The organism is Pseudomonas sp. ABC1, from assembly GCF_013395055.1.
GTDB lineage: Bacteria > Pseudomonadota > Gammaproteobacteria > Pseudomonadales > Pseudomonadaceae > Stutzerimonas.
Window position 1 is genome coordinate 1,147,078 of record NZ_CP058349.1, and the last position, 16,507, is coordinate 1,163,584.

The 16,507-nt window shown below is 62.6% G+C and carries 16 protein-coding genes and 1 tRNA gene; 14 read left to right on the forward strand and 3 right to left on the reverse strand.

What is annotated here, in order from left to right; all coding sequences use genetic code 11:
• Positions 1-16: 16 nt before the first annotated feature.
• Both prfA and hemA read right to left on the reverse strand, forming a co-directional pair.
• Positions 17-1,099 (reverse strand): peptide chain release factor 1, encoded by a 1,083-nt coding sequence (gene prfA, locus HW090_RS05060; protein WP_179112449.1) that lies wholly within the window; start codon positions 1,097-1,099, stop codon positions 17-19.
• Positions 1,096-2,364 (reverse strand): glutamyl-tRNA reductase, encoded by a 1,269-nt coding sequence (gene hemA / locus HW090_RS05065; RefSeq protein ID WP_179112450.1) that lies wholly within the window; start codon positions 2,362-2,364, stop codon positions 1,096-1,098. The genes prfA and hemA overlap by 4 nt, the downstream gene beginning before the upstream one ends.
• 179 nt (positions 2,365-2,543) lie before the next feature.
• On the opposite strand from hemA, the gene HW090_RS05070 reads away from it, so the two are divergent.
• The 9 genes from HW090_RS05070 (at position 2,544) to yddG (ending at position 10,354) form a co-directional block, all read left to right on the forward strand.
• Entirely contained in the window at positions 2,544-4,265 is a 1,722-nt protein-coding gene (locus HW090_RS05070; RefSeq protein WP_179112451.1) for a tetratricopeptide repeat protein, read from the forward strand.
• A gap of 2 nt (positions 4,266-4,267) precedes the next feature.
• On the forward strand, positions 4,268-4,888 hold the full coding sequence (gene lolB / locus HW090_RS05075) for a lipoprotein insertase outer membrane protein LolB (protein WP_179112452.1): 621 nt from the start codon (positions 4,268-4,270) through the stop codon (positions 4,886-4,888).
• Positions 4,888-5,727 (forward strand): 4-(cytidine 5'-diphospho)-2-C-methyl-D-erythritol kinase, encoded by an 840-nt coding sequence (ispE, locus tag HW090_RS05080; protein ID WP_179112453.1) that lies wholly within the window; start codon positions 4,888-4,890, stop codon positions 5,725-5,727. Before lolB ends, ispE begins: the two co-directional genes overlap by 1 nt.
• Positions 5,728-5,761: 34 nt before the next feature.
• Positions 5,762-5,836: transfer RNA gene (locus tag HW090_RS05085), tRNA-Gln, on the forward strand.
• A 40-nt stretch (positions 5,837-5,876) separates the two neighbouring features.
• The gene (locus tag HW090_RS05090; RefSeq protein WP_179112454.1) at positions 5,877-6,818 is read left to right on the forward strand and encodes a ribose-phosphate pyrophosphokinase; all 942 of its coding nucleotides are present in this window, start codon (positions 5,877-5,879) and stop codon (positions 6,816-6,818) included.
• Positions 6,819-6,927: 109 nt separating this feature from the next.
• Positions 6,928-7,536, forward strand: coding sequence for a 50S ribosomal protein L25/general stress protein Ctc (locus HW090_RS05095; protein ID WP_179112455.1), 609 nt, complete (start codon positions 6,928-6,930; stop codon positions 7,534-7,536).
• A 73-nt stretch (positions 7,537-7,609) separates the two neighbouring features.
• The gene (gene pth, locus HW090_RS05100) at positions 7,610-8,200 is read left to right on the forward strand and encodes an aminoacyl-tRNA hydrolase (RefSeq protein WP_179112456.1); all 591 of its coding nucleotides are present in this window, start codon (positions 7,610-7,612) and stop codon (positions 8,198-8,200) included.
• A 32-nt stretch (positions 8,201-8,232) separates the two neighbouring features.
• Positions 8,233-9,333: a redox-regulated ATPase YchF gene (gene ychF, locus HW090_RS05105; protein ID WP_179112457.1), complete on the forward strand. Its 1,101-nt coding sequence runs from the start codon at positions 8,233-8,235 to the stop codon at positions 9,331-9,333.
• A 115-nt stretch (positions 9,334-9,448) separates the two neighbouring features.
• Positions 9,449-10,354: an aromatic amino acid DMT transporter YddG gene (gene yddG, locus HW090_RS05110; RefSeq protein WP_179112458.1), complete on the forward strand. Its 906-nt coding sequence runs from the start codon at positions 9,449-9,451 to the stop codon at positions 10,352-10,354.
• Between the two features lie 56 nt (positions 10,355-10,410).
• Here the strand turns inward: yddG and HW090_RS05115 are convergent, their stop codons facing one another.
• On the reverse strand, positions 10,411-10,809 hold the full coding sequence (locus tag HW090_RS05115; RefSeq protein ID WP_179112459.1) for a tetratricopeptide repeat protein: 399 nt from the start codon (positions 10,807-10,809) through the stop codon (positions 10,411-10,413).
• 386 nt (positions 10,810-11,195) lie between these two features.
• On the opposite strand from HW090_RS05115, the gene HW090_RS05120 reads away from it, so the two are divergent.
• The 5 genes from HW090_RS05120 to HW090_RS05140 all read left to right on the forward strand — a co-directional run bounded on the left by HW090_RS05120 (position 11,196) and on the right by HW090_RS05140 (position 16,501).
• Positions 11,196-13,763, forward strand: coding sequence for a YdbH domain-containing protein (locus tag HW090_RS05120; protein WP_179112460.1), 2,568 nt, complete (start codon positions 11,196-11,198; stop codon positions 13,761-13,763).
• 15 nt (positions 13,764-13,778) lie between these two features.
• On the forward strand, positions 13,779-13,964 hold the full coding sequence (locus tag HW090_RS05125; RefSeq protein WP_179112461.1) for a YnbE family lipoprotein: 186 nt from the start codon (positions 13,779-13,781) through the stop codon (positions 13,962-13,964).
• Positions 13,965-13,973: 9 nt separating this feature from the next.
• Positions 13,974-14,318 (forward strand): YdbL family protein, encoded by a 345-nt coding sequence (locus tag HW090_RS05130; RefSeq protein ID WP_179112462.1) that lies wholly within the window; start codon positions 13,974-13,976, stop codon positions 14,316-14,318.
• Positions 14,319-14,388: 70 nt separating this feature from the next.
• Positions 14,389-14,931, forward strand: a complete 543-nt coding sequence (locus HW090_RS05135) for a hydrolase (RefSeq protein ID WP_179112463.1) — start codon at positions 14,389-14,391, stop codon at positions 14,929-14,931.
• 301 nt (positions 14,932-15,232) lie between these two features.
• A complete protein-coding gene (locus tag HW090_RS05140) occupies positions 15,233-16,501 on the forward strand; it encodes a mechanosensitive ion channel family protein (protein ID WP_179112464.1) in 1,269 nt (422 codons plus the stop codon).
• The last annotated feature ends 6 nt before the right edge of the window (positions 16,502-16,507 follow it).

Sequence of the window (16,507 nt, forward strand, 5' to 3'; positions counted from 1 at the left end):
GTCTGGCTCGTATGGATCAGTCGCCCAGTGCAGCCAGTTGATCCGCCTGGTATTCCTGCAACAACGGCTCTATCACCTGTTCCACCGAACCCGCGATCACCTCGTTGAGGGAGTAGAGCGTCAGGTTGATGCGGTGATCGGTGACCCGCCCCTGGGGAAAGTTATAGGTGCGGATACGCTCGGAGCGGTCACCGGAACCGACCAGCAGCTTGCGCGTATCGGAGATTTCCTTGTGTGCGGCGCTGTCCTGCATGTCCTGCAACCGGGCCGCCAGCCAGGACATGGCCCGCGCGCGGTTCTTGTGCTGGGAGCGTTCTTCCTGGCACTCGACGACGATACCGGTGGGCAAGTGCGTGATACGCACGGCGGAATCGGTCTTGTTGATGTGCTGCCCACCCGCACCGGAAGCGCGGTAGGTGTCCACCCGCAGGTCGGCGCTATTGATCTCGATGGCCGCCTGCTCGTCCGGCTCCGCCAGCACCGCCACGGTACAGGCCGAGGTGTGGATGCGTCCCTGGGATTCGGTTTCCGGCACGCGCTGCACGCGGTGGGCACCGGACTCGAACTTCAGCTTGGCGTAGACGTTGTCGCCCTCGACCCGGCTGATGATTTCCTTGTAGCCGCCGTGCTCGCCGGGGTTCTCCGACAGCACTTCGACCCGCCAGCCCTGCCTTTCGGCATAGCGCAGGTACATGCGGAACAGGTCGCCGGAAAAGATCGCCGCCTCATCGCCACCGGTACCGGCGCGAATCTCCAGGAATACGTTGCGCCCGTCACGCGGATCGCGCGGCAACAGCATGCGTTGCAAGCTGTCCTCCAGGGACTGCAGCGCCGCACGCGATTGTTCGACCTCTTCCGCCGCCATTTCCCGCACATCGGGGTCGCTGTCCTTGAGCATGGCCTGGGCATCGCCGAGATCGGCCTGCACCCTGAGCAGGCTGCGATAAGCCTCGATCACCGGCTCGACTTCGGCATATTCCTTGGAATAGCCGCGAAAACGCGTCTGATCGTTAATGACTTCGGCATCGCCCAGCAGCGCGGTCAACTCCTCGAAACGATCCTGCAGGATGTCGAGTTTCTTCAATAACGAGGGTTTCATGACTTGTCCGGGCCCTGGTTGAGAGCGAAAAGTTCCTGGGCCATGGCCAATGCCTCGATACGGCCTTCGGCCGACAGTTTCTTCAGTTGCACGCTGGGCGCATGCAGCAGCTTGTTGGTCAGGCCGCGCGCCAGTTGCGCCATCACGTCCTCGACCGACGAGCCATTGGCGAGCAAACGCTGGGCCTTGCCCAGCTCTTCGTCGCGAATCCGCTCGGCCTGCTGGCGATACGCCTTGAGGACGTCCACCGCCGCCAGCTCGCGCAGCCGCGACATGAAGTCATCGGTGCCGATGTTGACCAGCGCCTCGGCAGCCTGCGCCGCGCCCTGGCGGCTCTTGAGGTTCTCCGCGACCACTTCATGCAGGTCGTCGACGGAGTACAGGTAGACGTCTTCCAGCTCGCCGACCTGCGGCTCGATGTCCCGTGGCACGGCGATGTCGACCATGAACATCGGCTTGTGCCGGCGGCGCTTGAGCGCCTGCTCCACCGCGCCCTTGCCAAGGATCGGCAACTGGCTGGCAGTGGAACTGATGACGATGTCGCTGTTGTACAGCTCCTGCGGAATATCGGCGAGCAGGATGGCATGGGCACCGAACTCCTCGGCCAGCGTGCTGGCACGCTCCAGGGTCCGGTTGGCGACGACGATGCGCTTGACGCCCTGTTCGTGCAGGTGGCGCGCAACCAGCGTGATGGTCTCGCCGGCGCCGATCAGCAGCGCCTGGCTGCGGTGCAGGTCGCTGAATATCTGTTTCGCCAGGCTGACTGCGGCAAAGGCCACCGAGACCGGGTTCTCGCCGATCGCGGTGTCGGTGCGCACCACCTTGGCGGTGCTGAACGTAGCCTGGAACAACCGTCCCAGCAGCGGCCCGACGCTTCCGGCTTCACGGGCAACGGCATAGGCGGATTTCATCTGGCCGAGAATCTGCGGCTCGCCCAGCACCATCGAATCGAGCCCGGAGGCCACGCGCATCATGTGCCGCACAGCCTTGTCGTCGGTGTGCACATAGGCACAGGCGCGCAACTCGTCGAGACTGAGGCGGTGATAGTCGGCGAGCCAGGTCAGCACCTCGTCCGTCGCCGCCACATCCTGCTGCAGGTAAAGCTCACTGCGATTGCAGGTCGAGAGTATCGCGGCCTCACGTGTGGGCGTGAGGCGACACAACGCCTGCAAGGCCTCAACCATCTGCTCGGGCGTGAAGGCGACACGCTCGCGGACATCCACCGAGGCGGTCTTATGATTGATACCAAGCGCGATGAAGGCCATGCAGAATCGCTGAATCATGAAAAAGAGCGCGCAATTCTCCTACTTCGACAGATCGAGAACAACCACCGCACATGATTGTCTGAATCGATCGTGCCACGGGAACCCGTCCCGGGCCGCCCATGGGCTTGCCTGACGGCTTGTGTCATCATGCCCGCAACCGCAAACCAGCCGTGCCTTCCATGAACAGACTCCTTGCCCTAGCCGCCACGTTGCTCATCGCCGGTTGCCAGACGACCGCGCAGGAAAGCAGCCCTCCGGTCGACCCCAGCGAACAGAACGCCTCGGTGCCCAGCGCGCCCATGACCTACGGCGCCTTCACCCAGGACAGCCTCTACGCCCTGCTGGTCGCTGAGCTCGCCGGCCAGCGCAACCGCTTCGATATCGCCCTCGACAACTATGTACGCCAGGCACGCATCACACAGGATGCCGGCGTGGCCGAGCGCAGCTTCCGCATCGCCGAGTACATGGGCGCCGCGCAACCGGCACTGGACTCAGTACTCATATGGGCCCGCAACGCCCCGGACAGCCTCGACGCCCAGCGCGCCGCCGCCATACAACTGGCACGCGCCGGGTACTACGAGGAATCCCTGGAGTTCATGGAGAAAGTCCTGAGCGGCCAGGGCGACACCCACTTCGACTTCCTCGCCCTGTCGGCGGTGGAAAGCGACCCGGATACCCGCGCCGGCCTGCTGCAAAGCTTCGACCGACTCCTGGTCAAGTACCCGCAGAATCCGCAACTGGTCTTCGGCAAGGCCGTCCTGCTGCAACAGGACGAACGCCCCGAGGAAGCCCTGGCATTGCTGGAAAAGCAGCCCACTGCCCAGCAGCAGGTGCCCTCGATCCTGCTTCGCGCCCGCTTGCTGCAAGCACTCGACCGCGGCGACGAAGCCTTGCCCCTGCTGGAAAACGGCCTGCGTCGCAACCCCGACGACAAACGCCTGCGCCTGACCTATGCACGCACCCTGGTCGAGCATGACCAACTGGAAAAGGCCATCGGCGAATTCGCCACCCTCATCCAGCAATACCCGGACGACAACGACCTGCGCTTCTCGATGGCCCTGGTCTGCCTGGAAGCACAAGCCTGGCAGGAAGCGATCATCTACCTGGAAGAACTGATCGCCCGTGGCAGCCACCTGGACCCGGCCTACTTCAACCTGGGCCGCGCCTACCAGGAACTGGGCGAGCCGGAGCTGGCCCTGCAAGCCTACGAACAGGTCGGCCCCAGCAACGAATACCTGCCAGCCAAGCTGTTCCAGAGCCAGATTCTTCTCGAGACCGGCGACCCACAGGCCGTCTCGCGGATGCTCGCCAGTGCGCGCACGGAGCAACCGGACTACGCCATCCAGTTGTATCTGATCGAAATCGAAGCACTGGCCGACCTGCAGGACGGCGATGCTTCCTGGCAATTGATCCAGCAGGCCCTGGCGGAATACCCCGAAGACCTCAGCCTGCTCTATACACGCGCCATGCTGGCCGATCGCCGTGGCCAGACCCAGCAACTGGAAAAGGACCTGCGCTTCATACTCGAACGCGAGCCCGACAACGCCATGGCGCTCAACGCCCTCGGCTACACCCTTGCCGAACGCACCGACCGGCACGCGGAAGCGCTCGAACTGATCGAGCAGGCTCACCGCCTCAACCCGGACGACCCGGCCATCCTCGACAGCCTGGGCTGGGTGTACTTCAAACTGGGCAACCTGGACAAGGCCGAAAGCCACCTGCGCCGTGCCTACGCCCGCTTCCGCGACCACGAAGTGGCCGCCCACCTTGGTGAAGTGCTCTGGGCCCAGGGCAAACACAAGGAAGCCCGCAAGATCTGGTCCACGGCACTGAGCGAACAGCCCGACAGCCCCATCCTGAAAGAAACCCTGCGACGCCTGACCGGCAAAGAGACGCCTTGAACATGCACTTATCACGCGCGCTGGCCACTGTACTGCTCGGCCTGCTGCTCACAGGCTGCGCCGGCCTGGGACAGAAGGAAGCCGTCGAAGGCACTGGCAACATGCAGGACTGGCAGGTCCACAAGAGCCATATCACCCCCCTCGATGGCTGGCAGATCAACGGCAAGATCGGCATTCGAGCCCCACGCGACTCCGGTAGCGGCACACTGTTCTGGCTGCAACGCCAGGACTACTTCGACATTCGCCTGTCCGGTCCACTGGGCCGTGGCGCGACCCGCCTGACTGGCCGCCCCGATGCCGTCAGCCTGGAAATAGCCGGCGAAGGTCGCTTCGAAGCAGCCTCACCAGAAGCGCTGCTGGACGAACGTCTCGGTTGGCAATTGCCAGTCTCCAACCTGTTCTGGTGGGTGCGCGGCCTGCCGGCACCCGATAGCCGCAGCCGTCTCAGCCTGGATGCCGACAGCCGCCTGCAGCGACTCTCGCAGGATGGCTGGGACGTCCAGTACCTGAGCTATACCGAGCAGGACGGCTACCACCTGCCCGAAAGAATCCGCCTGCAAGGCAAGGACCTGCAGATCACCCTCGTCATCAAGGACTGGCAGCCACGCCAGCTCGGCCACTGATGCTCACACTGCCCGCCCCCGCCAAGCTCAACCTGATGCTGCACATCCTGGGACGCCGCCCCGATGGCTACCATGAGTTGCAGACCCTGTTTCAGTTTCTCGACTACGGCGACGAGTTGAGCTTCAGCACAAGGCAGGATGGTGAAATCCGCCTGCACACGGACCTGCCAGGGGTCGACCACGAACACAACCTGATCGTGCGCGCCGCGCGCCTGCTGCAGCGCCACAGCGGCACCCGCCTCGGCGCAGACATCCATCTGGACAAACGCCTGCCAATGGGCGGCGGTCTCGGCGGCGGCAGCTCGAACGCGGCCACCACACTGCTGGGCCTCGACCATTTGTGGCAGTTGGGCATCGAGCGTACGAGCCTGGCCGGACTGGGCCTGAGCCTCGGCGCGGACGTTCCCGTCTTCGTCCACGGCCATGCCGCATTCGCCGAAGGCGTTGGCGAGCGACTGACCCCCGTCGAGCCCGAGGAACCCTGGTACCTCGTGCTCGTTCCGCAAGTCTCTGTCAGCACAGCAGAAATTTTCTCCGATCCGCTGTTGACACGAGATAGTCCCGCCATTAAAGTGCGCTCCGTTCTCGAGCGGGGCGGTCGGAATGACTGTCAGCCGGTTGTTGAAAAGCGCTACAAAGAAGTTCGTAACGCTTTGATCTTGCTAAACAAATTCGTTTCAGCTAGATTAACCGGCACTGGAGGTTGTGTGTTTGGGGCCTTCCCAAACAGACTCGAAGCTGATAAAGTTTCGGCCCAACTTTCGGTATCCCTGCCAGGGTTTGTCGCCAAGGGAAGCAATGTTTCGATGTTGCACCGAAAGCTTGAAGCTCTAGCCTGAGACACGAATGCCGAAAGCATTCACTACACGATACAGGGGCGTCGCCAAGCGGTAAGGCAGCAGGTTTTGATCCTGCCATGCGTTGGTTCGAATCCAGCCGCCCCTGCCATTTTCTCATCAGGTCTACTCTCAGCCGGCAGGTACTGCGCGTGTCCAAGATGATGGTCTTCACGGGGAACGCTAACCCCGATCTGGCCCGGCGTGTCGTACGTCAGCTCCATATCCCCCTCGGTGATGCCTACGTCGGAAAATTCTCCGATGGCGAGATCAGCGTCGAAATCAACGAAAACGTTCGCGGTAAAGACGTCTTCCTGATTCAACCGACCTGCGCACCGACCAATGACAACCTGATGGAACTGGTGGTAATGGCCGATGCCTTCCGCCGCTCCTCTGCCACGCGCATCACGGCTGTCGTACCCTATTTCGGCTATGCCCGCCAGGACCGTCGTCCTCGCTCCGCGCGCGTGCCGATCAGCGCCAAGGTCGTGGCCGACATGCTCGATGTGGTGGGCGTCAACCGCGTCCTCACCGTCGACCTGCATGCCGATCAGATACAGGGCTTCTTCGATATGCCGGTGGATAACATCTACGGCTCGCCAGTTCTGGTCGATGACATCCAGGCACAGCGCTTCGAGAACCTGATGATCGTCTCCCCCGACATCGGCGGTGTGGTACGTGCCCGTGCAGTGGCCAAATCCCTGGGCGTAGACCTGGCGATCATCGACAAGCGTCGGCCCAAGGCCAACCAGTCGGAAGTCATGCACATCATCGGCGACATCGAAGGCCGTACCTGCATCCTCGTGGATGACATGGTCGACACCGCCGGAACCTTGTGCCATGCCGCTGCAGCGCTCAAGAAGCACGGCGCCGCCAAGGTGTATGCCTATTGCACGCACCCGATCCTTTCAGGACGCGCCATCGAGAACATCGAAGGCTCCGAGCTCGACGAACTGGTGGTGACCAACACCATCCCGTTGTCGGCCGCCGCACAGTCCTGTACCCGTATTCGCCAACTGGACATCGCTCCAGTGGTCGCTGAAGCGGTACGCCGCATCAGCAACGCAGAATCGATCAGCGCGATGTTCCGTTAAGGAACACACACTGGACGAAACATGCCTCGCAAACCTGCGAGGCCTTTACCCAACCGCCCGGGCCTGGTCGCAAGAGCCTCGGGCGTTGTTGTTATTCTGGAGAAACAAAATGACTGATTTCACCCTGAATGCCCAAGAGCGTTCCGACCTGGGGAAAGGTGCGAGCCGCCGCCTGCGTCGTAACGCCAACCTGGTTCCCGCCGTTATCTACGGTGGCCAGGCAGAGCCTCGCTCCATCAGCCTGCTGGCCAAAGAACTGGCCAAGCTGCTGGAAAGCGAAGCGTCCTTCAGCCACGTTCTGACCCTGAACGTTGAAGGCAAGCAAGAGTCCGTACTGATCAAGGCCCTGCAACGCCACCCGGCCAAAGGCTTCGTCCTGCACGCCGACTTCGTGCGCGTTGTCGCTGGCCAGAAAGTGACTGCACACGTACCGCTGCACTTCACTAATGAAGCCACTTCGGTTGGCGTCAAGCAGCAAGGCGGCGAAGTTTCCCACACCGTATCGGAAGTCGAAGTTTCGGTTCTGCCGCAAAACCTGCCGGAGTTCATCGAAGTCGACCTGTCCAACGTTGAAGTCGGCCAGATCGTTCACCTGTCCGACCTGAAACTGCCGAAAGGCGTCGAGCTGGTAGCCCTGGCTCACGGCAACGACCTGGCTGTGGCCAACATCCACGCCAGCCGCGTGCAGGACGACACCGCAGAAGCCGCTGCCGAGTAATCCACTCGTCACGCGACAAGACAAGCCCAGCCGTGACCCGGCTGGGCTTTTCCACGAAAGGGCCACAGTAATAATGAGCGCCGTCCAACTGATCGTCGGCCTGGGCAATCCGGGCAGCGAATACGAGCGGACCCGGCATAATGCGGGCGCCCTTTTTGTCGAACGCCTGGCCGATCAACAGCGCATCAGCCTGACCACCGACAAAAAATATTCCGGACTGGTCGGCAAGTTCAGCCACCAGGGCCATGATGTCCGTCTGCTCATCCCCACCACCTACATGAACCGCAGCGGTCTTTCCGTAGCGGCATTGGCGAATTTCTTCCGCATTGCGCCGGATGCAATTCTGGTGGCGCACGACGAACTCGACATGCCGCCCGGCGTCGCCAAGCTCAAACTGGGCGGCGGACACGGCGGACACAACGGGCTGCGCGACATCATCGCCCAGCTCGGCAACCAAAATAATTTCTACCGCCTGCGGCTCGGCATCGGCCACCCCGGGCATGCCAGCATGGTCTCCAACTTCGTCCTCGGTCGCGCCCCGCGTAGCGAGCAGGACATGCTGGATGCCAGCATCGACTTCGCCCTCGGCGTCGTCCCCGAGATGCTCGCTGGCGACTGGGCCAAGGCCATGCAGAAACTGCACAGCCAGAAAGCCACTTCCTGACTCTTTACCGCCATACGCGCGAGGGACACACCATGGGATTCAATTGCGGCATCGTCGGCCTGCCCAACGTCGGCAAGTCCACCCTGTTCAACGCCCTCACCAAGTCGGGTATTGCGGCGGAAAACTTCCCGTTCTGCACCATCGAACCCAACAGCGGCATCGTACCGATGCCGGACGCCCGCCTGGCCGCCCTGGCAGAAATCGTGAAACCGGAGCGCGTGCTGCCGACCACCATGGAGTTCGTCGATATCGCCGGCCTGGTCGCTGGCGCCTCCAAGGGTGAAGGGCTGGGTAACAAGTTCCTCGCCAACATCCGCGAGACCGATGCCATCGCCCACGTGGTGCGCTGCTTCGAGGACGACAACGTCATCCACGTCTCCAACTCGGTGGATCCGAAGCGCGACATCGAGATCATCGACCTGGAGCTGATCTTCGCCGACCTGGACAGCTGCGAGAAGCAACTGCAGAAGGTCACGCGCAATGCCAAGGGCGGCGACAAGGAAGCCCTGGCCCAGAAGGCCCTGCTGGAAAAACTCATCCCCCACTTCACCGAAGGCAAGCCAGCGCGCTCGCTGCTGAAGAACCTGGGCGATGAAGAAAGGCGCCTGGTGCGCAGCTTCCACCTGCTGACCAGCAAGCCGGTGATGTATATCGCCAACGTCGCGGAAGACGGCTTCGAGGGCAACCCGCACCTCGACGTGGTCAAGGCCATCGCCGAGGAAGAAGGCGCGATTGTCGTACCGGTCTGCAACAAGATCGAAGCGGAAATCGCCGAGCTCGACGACGGCGAAGAGAAGGACATGTTCCTTGAAGCCCTGGGCCTGGAAGAGCCCGGCCTCAATCGCGTTATCCGCGCCGGCTACGAACTGCTCAACCTGCAGACCTACTTCACCGCCGGGGTCAAGGAAGTGCGCGCATGGACCGTCAAGGTCGGAGCCACCGCCCCGCAGTCCGCCGCCGTCATCCACACCGACTTCGAGAAAGGCTTCATCCGCGCCGAAGTCATCGCCTACGACGACTTCATCCAGTACAAAGGCGAAGCCGGTGCCAAGGAAGCCGGCAAATGGCGCCTGGAAGGCAAGGAATACATCGTCAAGGACGGTGACGTGATGCACTTCCGCTTTAACGTGTGACCGACATCTAAGCAGTACACCGCAACCCCACTCCTTCGAGGCACCGTCCTCGAAGGAGCCTGCCTTTCTACCGCACTCCCCTGGAAGCTACTGCCTTTCCACCACCGGAGGCCCCATGCGAAACAAGAACACGGCCACCCTCATCGGGCTCGTCGCGATCCTGTTGTGGAGTTCGATCGTCGGCCTGATCCGTGGCGTCAGCGAAAGCTTCGGCGCCATCGGCGGGGCGGCCATGATCTACACCGTCGCGTCGATCTTCCTGCTGCTGACCATCGGCTTTCCCAGGCTGAGCGATTTCCCCCGCCGCTACCTGCTGTGGGGCAGCCTTTTGTTCATCGCGTACGAACTGTGCCTCTCGCTCTCCATCGGCTATGCCAACAGCAGCCGCCAGGCCATCGAGGTGGGCATGGTCAATTACCTGTGGCCGACCTTCACCCTGCTCGCCGCGATTGCCTTCAACGGCCAGAAAGCGAACGCACTGGTGATACCCGGCAGCCTGCTGGCACTGTTCGGAATCTGCTGGGTACTGGGCGGCGACGAGGGACTGGACCTGGCCGAAATGGCGGCGAACGTCACGGACAACCCGCTGAGCTACGGCCTGGCATTCTCCGGGGCGCTGATCTGGGCAGCCTATTGCAGCGTAACCGCACGGATCGCCAATGGCCGGAATGGCATCACGCTGTTCTTCATGCTGGTCGCCCTGGCGCTCTGGAGCCACTACCTGATCGCGGACAGCGGCAGCATGGACTTCAACGCCCACTCGCTCCTGACGCTGGCCATGGCTGCCGGCGCCATGGGCTTCGGCTATGCCGCGTGGAACGTCGGCATCCTGCACGGCAACATCACCGTACTGGCCGGGGCGTCCTACTTTACCCCGATCCTCTCCGCCGCCCTGGCCGCCCTGTTTCTGCAAACGGCACTTTCCCCTGCCTTCTGGCAAGGCACAGTCATGGTCTGCGGGGGATCGATCCTGTGCTGGCTGGCGGTACGCAAGCAGACGGCGGAAAAGTCGCCGTCCTGAAGGGCATCTTCACAGTGGTGTGAGCGAATGGATGCGGGTGCGCTAGCGCGACAGTCTCAGGGCAACTCGCGCAGCAGCGTCCTGGCTTCGTCCGAGCCACGGGAAACCGCCTGCTCCAGCCAATGGCGGGCAAGCGCCGGCTCGCGCTGCTTGGGTTGGCAATAGAGACGCCCCAGCTCCAGCTGGGCCTGGCAATCGCCGGCGCGGGCAGCCTGGCGCAGCAGCTCCAGGCCGATACGCCGATCACGCTGGCTATCGCAGTCATGACAGAGCAAGCGCCCAAGGCGGCTTTGCGCCACGACCACGCCATCCAGTGCCGGTTGTTTGAGCAAACGCCCAGCCAGGCGTTTGACGCCTCGGGCCTGGCCCAGAGACCGATTGTCGAGCAACCACAATGCCATGTGCATGGGCAGTCGACGGCTGGCCTGAACTGAAACGCTGGTGGGGATTCTCATGGATGACAGCGGCAGAGACCGTGGAAGGCGCGCACTCTACTCCTTTTTGGCAGAAGGTAAAGACTTGCCCACACACTCGAACCGGGCATTCTGGAGTAATACCGAGAAACCCACAGAAGCTGTGGATAACCTGGTGGATAAACTGCGTAAAAAAGCCCGCCGACCGCTTGCCACGGGGGCTTGGGTCAAATTGTGGCTTTTTTCACCAGCCACTAATTATCCTTATATTTCATGCAGTTAGATTGTTAGCACAAAAGTATTGGAAGCAGCGGAAAGCAGGAATAAGCGCTTGACGCCGCACCCGGAAAATGTGCACAAGTTTTGTGCCTTCCGTCGGATACCCTGCACAATCATGCCGCACACGCCCAGGAACGGAGCGATTCTCCATGCGTAAAAGCTTCAGGTGGCTACTCTGTACGGCCGCACTGATCGTCATGCTGGCGATCATCGCCGGCCTTTATGGGCAACAGCGCTGGCACGCGGTGAAGCAAGCGAACGGCATCACGGCCCTCGACTGGAAGGGCCTGGGTATCGCCCGCACCGGCATCACACTGGAAAGCCTCACCCTGCAACAGGCGCTGCCAAACGGCGAGCAGCGTGCCCTTACAGCTCAAGGCCTGCGCCTGGACACGCACAGCCTGTTCTCTCCCCTGCCGCTGCGTTCGCTGCATATCGACCACCTGCTCATCGCCATACACCCCGGCGAACCGCAAGCCGCCACTGCGGCGTCAGACAGCATCGACCCAGCGATGCTCCAGCAATGGGCAGCCTGGATACCGGAACAGGGCACGCTGCCAGACATCGCACTGGAACTGCCCTGCGCCACGGGCCAGTGCCGGGAAAGCCTTGCCCTGCACTGGCAACACGGTGGCCAGGAACTGCTGCCGGTTGAAATCGAACTGACCGCACAACGGGACATGCACAGCCTGACCCTGGCCATCCAGGCCGTGCCGAGCCAGGTGGCGGACCTGCAAGTGGACGCCAGGCTTTCCCTGGACGGGCAGCCCCGTATCTTCCTGCACAACCTGATCACCTCCGGCCCCGAACGCTGGACCGGCAGCATGACCATGGGCAGCCTGCCGGAGGCGCCCTGGCTGCTCGCCTGGCTCTCGCCCTGGCTTCCGCAGGTGCCTCAGGCGCTGCCCAGCCTTCCAGAACAGATGCACATGGTCGCAAGCTGGGCACTCGACCAGCCCCTGCGCGGCACGGACAGCCTTTCCGGAGAGGCCAACCTGGACCTGGCGCTGCCCGAGTACTGGCCACTGCCAGGACTCGGCCTGCTCAAGGGCAATCTCAATGCCCGGATACAGGGCCGAGACGGTCTGTGGCTACCATCCAGCCTGAGCGCAGCCCTCGCCTGGCAACCGCCACCCAGCCTGCTGGAGCAGCTTCCCCCGGATACACGTCCCTCTGAACTGACCCTGGATGTCACGCCTCAGGTACAGCCGGAAGCGCCAGGCACCCTGCCCCTGTACGTCCAGCTACGGAGCAAGGGCAACCTCGACCTGCGACTGGACAGCGCCCTCCAATTGCACACCACCGCCCCTGACTACCGCCTCGACCTGCAAGACGGGCAACTGCGCCTGAGTGCGGGCAACCTGGCCATCCTCGACCACCGGCTGAACGCGCTGGCCGGGACGCTGCGTTTCAATGCCAGCATCGACCGCGAAAAAGCCGAACTGCGACTCACGGACGGCTCGAACCTGACCCTGGGCAAGGTGAACGCCAGCGACTGGTCTGGCGAGAAACTGCACCTGAAGCTGAAAGACGCACAGCTCCTCGCAGCGCTGCAACCCACGACACCCGAAGGCCCCGTCATCACGCTGCAAGCGTCTCCCGAGCTGAGTGTGCAGAAGCTCTCCCATACCGCTCTCAAACCCCAGGGCTGGCAATGGCAAGGGAAGCTGCAGGCGCATGATGGCCAGGTGGCTCTGCAAGGCCCCCTAAGCAACGATGCGGGCCTGGGCCTGCAGTTGAAGGTGGATAGATCCCCTACCGGCGTACTCGCCGTGACAGCCGACATGCAGGAAATCTTCTTCCGCGCCGGCAACCCACTGTCAGGCAGTTTCAGCGACTGGCCACAGACCCTGGCTCTGGACAATGGCCGCCTTAACGCCAAGGCCAGGCTCGACTGGTCTCCCACCGCCGACATGACCGCCAGCCTGCAACTGGACGCCAAAGGGCTTGCCGGCATCTATGCGCGCAGCGAACTGAGCGGACTGGACATCGCGGCACAGGCACGTCTGTCGGGGCAGGCGCTGCGCGTAGAGGATGCGCGACTGAACCTGCAACAACTCAATGTAGGCTTTCCCATCGGCCCACTGCGCTGGCAGGGCCAGTACCAGGCCACCCTGCAGAAACCGGCAGCGGGCCACCTGCAATGGCAAACCGCTGAAACCCGGTTGCTGGGCGGGCACCTCTGGCTGGACGCGGGCGATATCGACCTGGCAGCCAGCGAGCAGCGCCTGGCCCTGCACCTCGAAGGACTGCAGATACCGGAGCTGCTGCGCGCCTATCCGGCCGAGGGGCTGGCGGGCACCGGCATCATCGACGGCAATGCCCGCTTGCGCAGCTCGGCGGCGGGCTACAGCGTCGACCAGGGCCTGTTGAGCGCCCGCGAACCCGGAGGCATCCTGCGCTTCCGCTCGGCGAAGATACAGGCACTGGGGCAATCCAACCCGGCGATGAAAATCGTCGCCCAAGCCCTGGACGACTTCCACTACAGCCGTCTCGACAGCGATGTCCGCTATGATGAGCGCGGCAAGCTGCAACTCGGCCTGCGCCTGCATGGCAACAACCCGACGCTGGAAGGCGGGCGCCCGATCAATTTCTCGATCAACCTGGAAGAAGACATCCCCGCCCTGCTGACCAGTCTGCAATTGAGCGATAGAGTGAGCGAAACCATCCAGCGGCGTGTACAGCAAAGCCTGCAACGCGACAAGACCGCCCCCTGAGACAGGAGAATCTCCATGCGACCGCCCCTGATCCTCTTCACCCTGGCCCTGCTCGTCAGCGCCTGTACCCCGCGTGTCGAACTGGCGGTTCCCAGCGAACCGATCAATATCAACCTGAACGTGAAGATCGAGCACGAGATCTACATCAAGGTCGACAAGGCCCTGGACTCGATCATCAACGAAGACAGCGGCCTTTTCTGAGGACTAGCCATGAACAAGCCATTCACACTTGGAACCCTGTTGCTGACCCTGTGCCTGAGCCTGCCTGCGGCAGCCATGAACCTCAACCAGGCCATGTCCGCCCTCGGCGATGCCAAGGCCAGTGGCCTGGTGGGCGAGAAGCCCGACGGCTACCTGGGCGTGGTGCGCTCCAGCGGCGATGCCGAGTCCATCGCCAGCCAGATCAACCAGGCCCGCCGCGCCGAATACCAGCGTGTCGCCCAGAAGAACGGCGTCGCCATCAAGGACGTGGAAGTCATTGCCGGCAAGAAAGCCATCGAGAAAACCCCCAGCGGGCAATTCATCCAGCTCGACGGCAACTGGGTGAAAAAATAACCTCCCGTTTCGCCGCCCTGGCCATGGCCGCCAGGGCGTCCTTTCCATTGAATCCAGGAAGAACAACAAGATGCGGATCAAAGCGAACGACTCCACCCTGCTCGTCATCGATATCCAGGAACGCCTGCTGCCGGTGATCCTCGACAGCGACGCCATGATCGAACACAGCGGCTGGCTGATCCGGGCCGCCCAGCGCCTCGGCATTCCGGTACTCCTGAGCGAGCAGTACACCAAGGGCCTCGGCCTGACCACCGCCAGCCTGCGCGAAGGCATCGCCGCCGACGCCATCCTGGAGAAGCTGGAGTTCTCCGCGGCTCGCAGCGGGGAGCTGTTCAAACTGCCGGGGGGCGAGCGCCAGCAGTTCATTATCTGCGGCTGCGAAACCCATGTCTGCGTCTTGCAGACCGTGCTCGACCTGCTGGAGCGCGGCAACCAGGTCTTTATCGTCGAAGAGGCGGTCAGCTCGCGCCGTGCCTCCGACAAGAAACTGGCACTGAAACGCATGCGACAGGCCGGCGCGACCATCGTCTCGCGGGAGATGGTCGTCTTCGAATGGCTGGAAAAGGCCGGAACCGATGAATTCCGTGCCATCAGCAAGGAATTCATTCGCTGATTTGCGCACCGACTCCTGTCGCTGGGTCCCCGCCTTCGCGGGGACGACGGATGCAGGGGGTTCGTGTATCCCCACTCCCCGTCATTCCCGCAAAGGCGGGAATCCATGCGATGTCGGTAGCGCCACCGGTCTTGCTTACCGGCAAGTGCTATCCGACACATTGAAAAGCATGATGCTTACCTCGTGACCAATCGCGGCTGAACCCTCACGCCCCTGGCCGCTCCAAGCAGACTCCCGGTTTCAACGGGCCGAACCTATTTGTTATGGTCCACGGGTCCGTCAATTGCTTATGGAGCTGTTTATGCGTGAAGAATGGGCTGTCTGGCTCGCCTGGCTGGAAAATCATCCCGAACTGCACACCTTGCTCGCCTGCGCGGCGCTGATCGTCGCCGCCTGGGTCTCCAACTGGCTGGTCAAGCGCATCCTGGTACGTGGTCTTTATCACCTGCTGCAACACAACCGTCAGGGCCATGTGCAGGACTTCGGCATCATCAAGCGCCTGTCGAATATCGTGCCAGCGCTGGTGCTGTCGATCGGCGTGGGAGCGGTGCCCGGCCTGCCGGAAGCCGCCGTGACGGTGGTGCGCAACGTCTGCAGCGGCTTTATCGTACTGACCATCGCCCTGGCCATCGGCGCCCTGCTGGACATCATCAACCTGATCTACCAGCGTCGCTCGGATGCACGCCAGCACCCGATCAAGGGCTACCTGCAAGTCCTGAAGATCGCCATCTACGCCATCGCCACCATCCTGATCATCGCCGCCCTGATCGACCGCTCGCCGCTGATCCTGCTGTCCGGCCTGGGCGCCATGGCCGCAGTGCTCATGTTGATCTTCCAGGACACCATCCTGTCCCTGGTGGCCAGCGTACAGATCACCTCCAACGACATCATTCGCGTCGGTGACTGGGTGGAAATGCCCCAATTGAACGCCGATGGCGACGTGATCGACATCGCCCTGCACACGGTCAAGGTGCAGAACTGGGACAAGACCATCACCAGCATCCCGACCAAGCGCTTCATCACCGACTCGTTCAAGAACTGGCGCGGCATGCAGGAAAGTGGCGGGCGGCGCATCAAGCGCAGCCTCTACCTGGACCAGCAGAGCGTGCGTTTTCTCGACACGGACGAGCGCCAGCGGCTACGCCGCTTCAACCTGCTGGAGCAGTACGTCGAAACCAAGAAGCAGGAAATCGAAGCCTGGAACGCCAGGCTTGCCGAGCGCGGCGAGGAGCCGGTGAACACCCGCCGCCTGACCAATCTCGGCAGCTTCCGCGCCTATGTGGAACGCTACCTGCGCAGCCATCCGGGCATCCACCAGGGCATGACACTGATGGCGCGCCAACTCAGCCCGACCGCCGATGGCCTGCCACTGGAAATCTACTGCTTCACCAATACGGTGGCCTGGACCGAGTACGAAGGCATCCAGTCGGATATCTTCGACCACCTGCTGGCGATCCTGCCGGAGTTCGGCCTGCGCGTGTTCCAGCACCCGAGCGGTGCGGACATGCGCGAGTTACGCCTGCCCCGCGAGGCCGAAGCGCCTGCTGGCGAGAAAGCCACTCCCGCTTGAATCGTG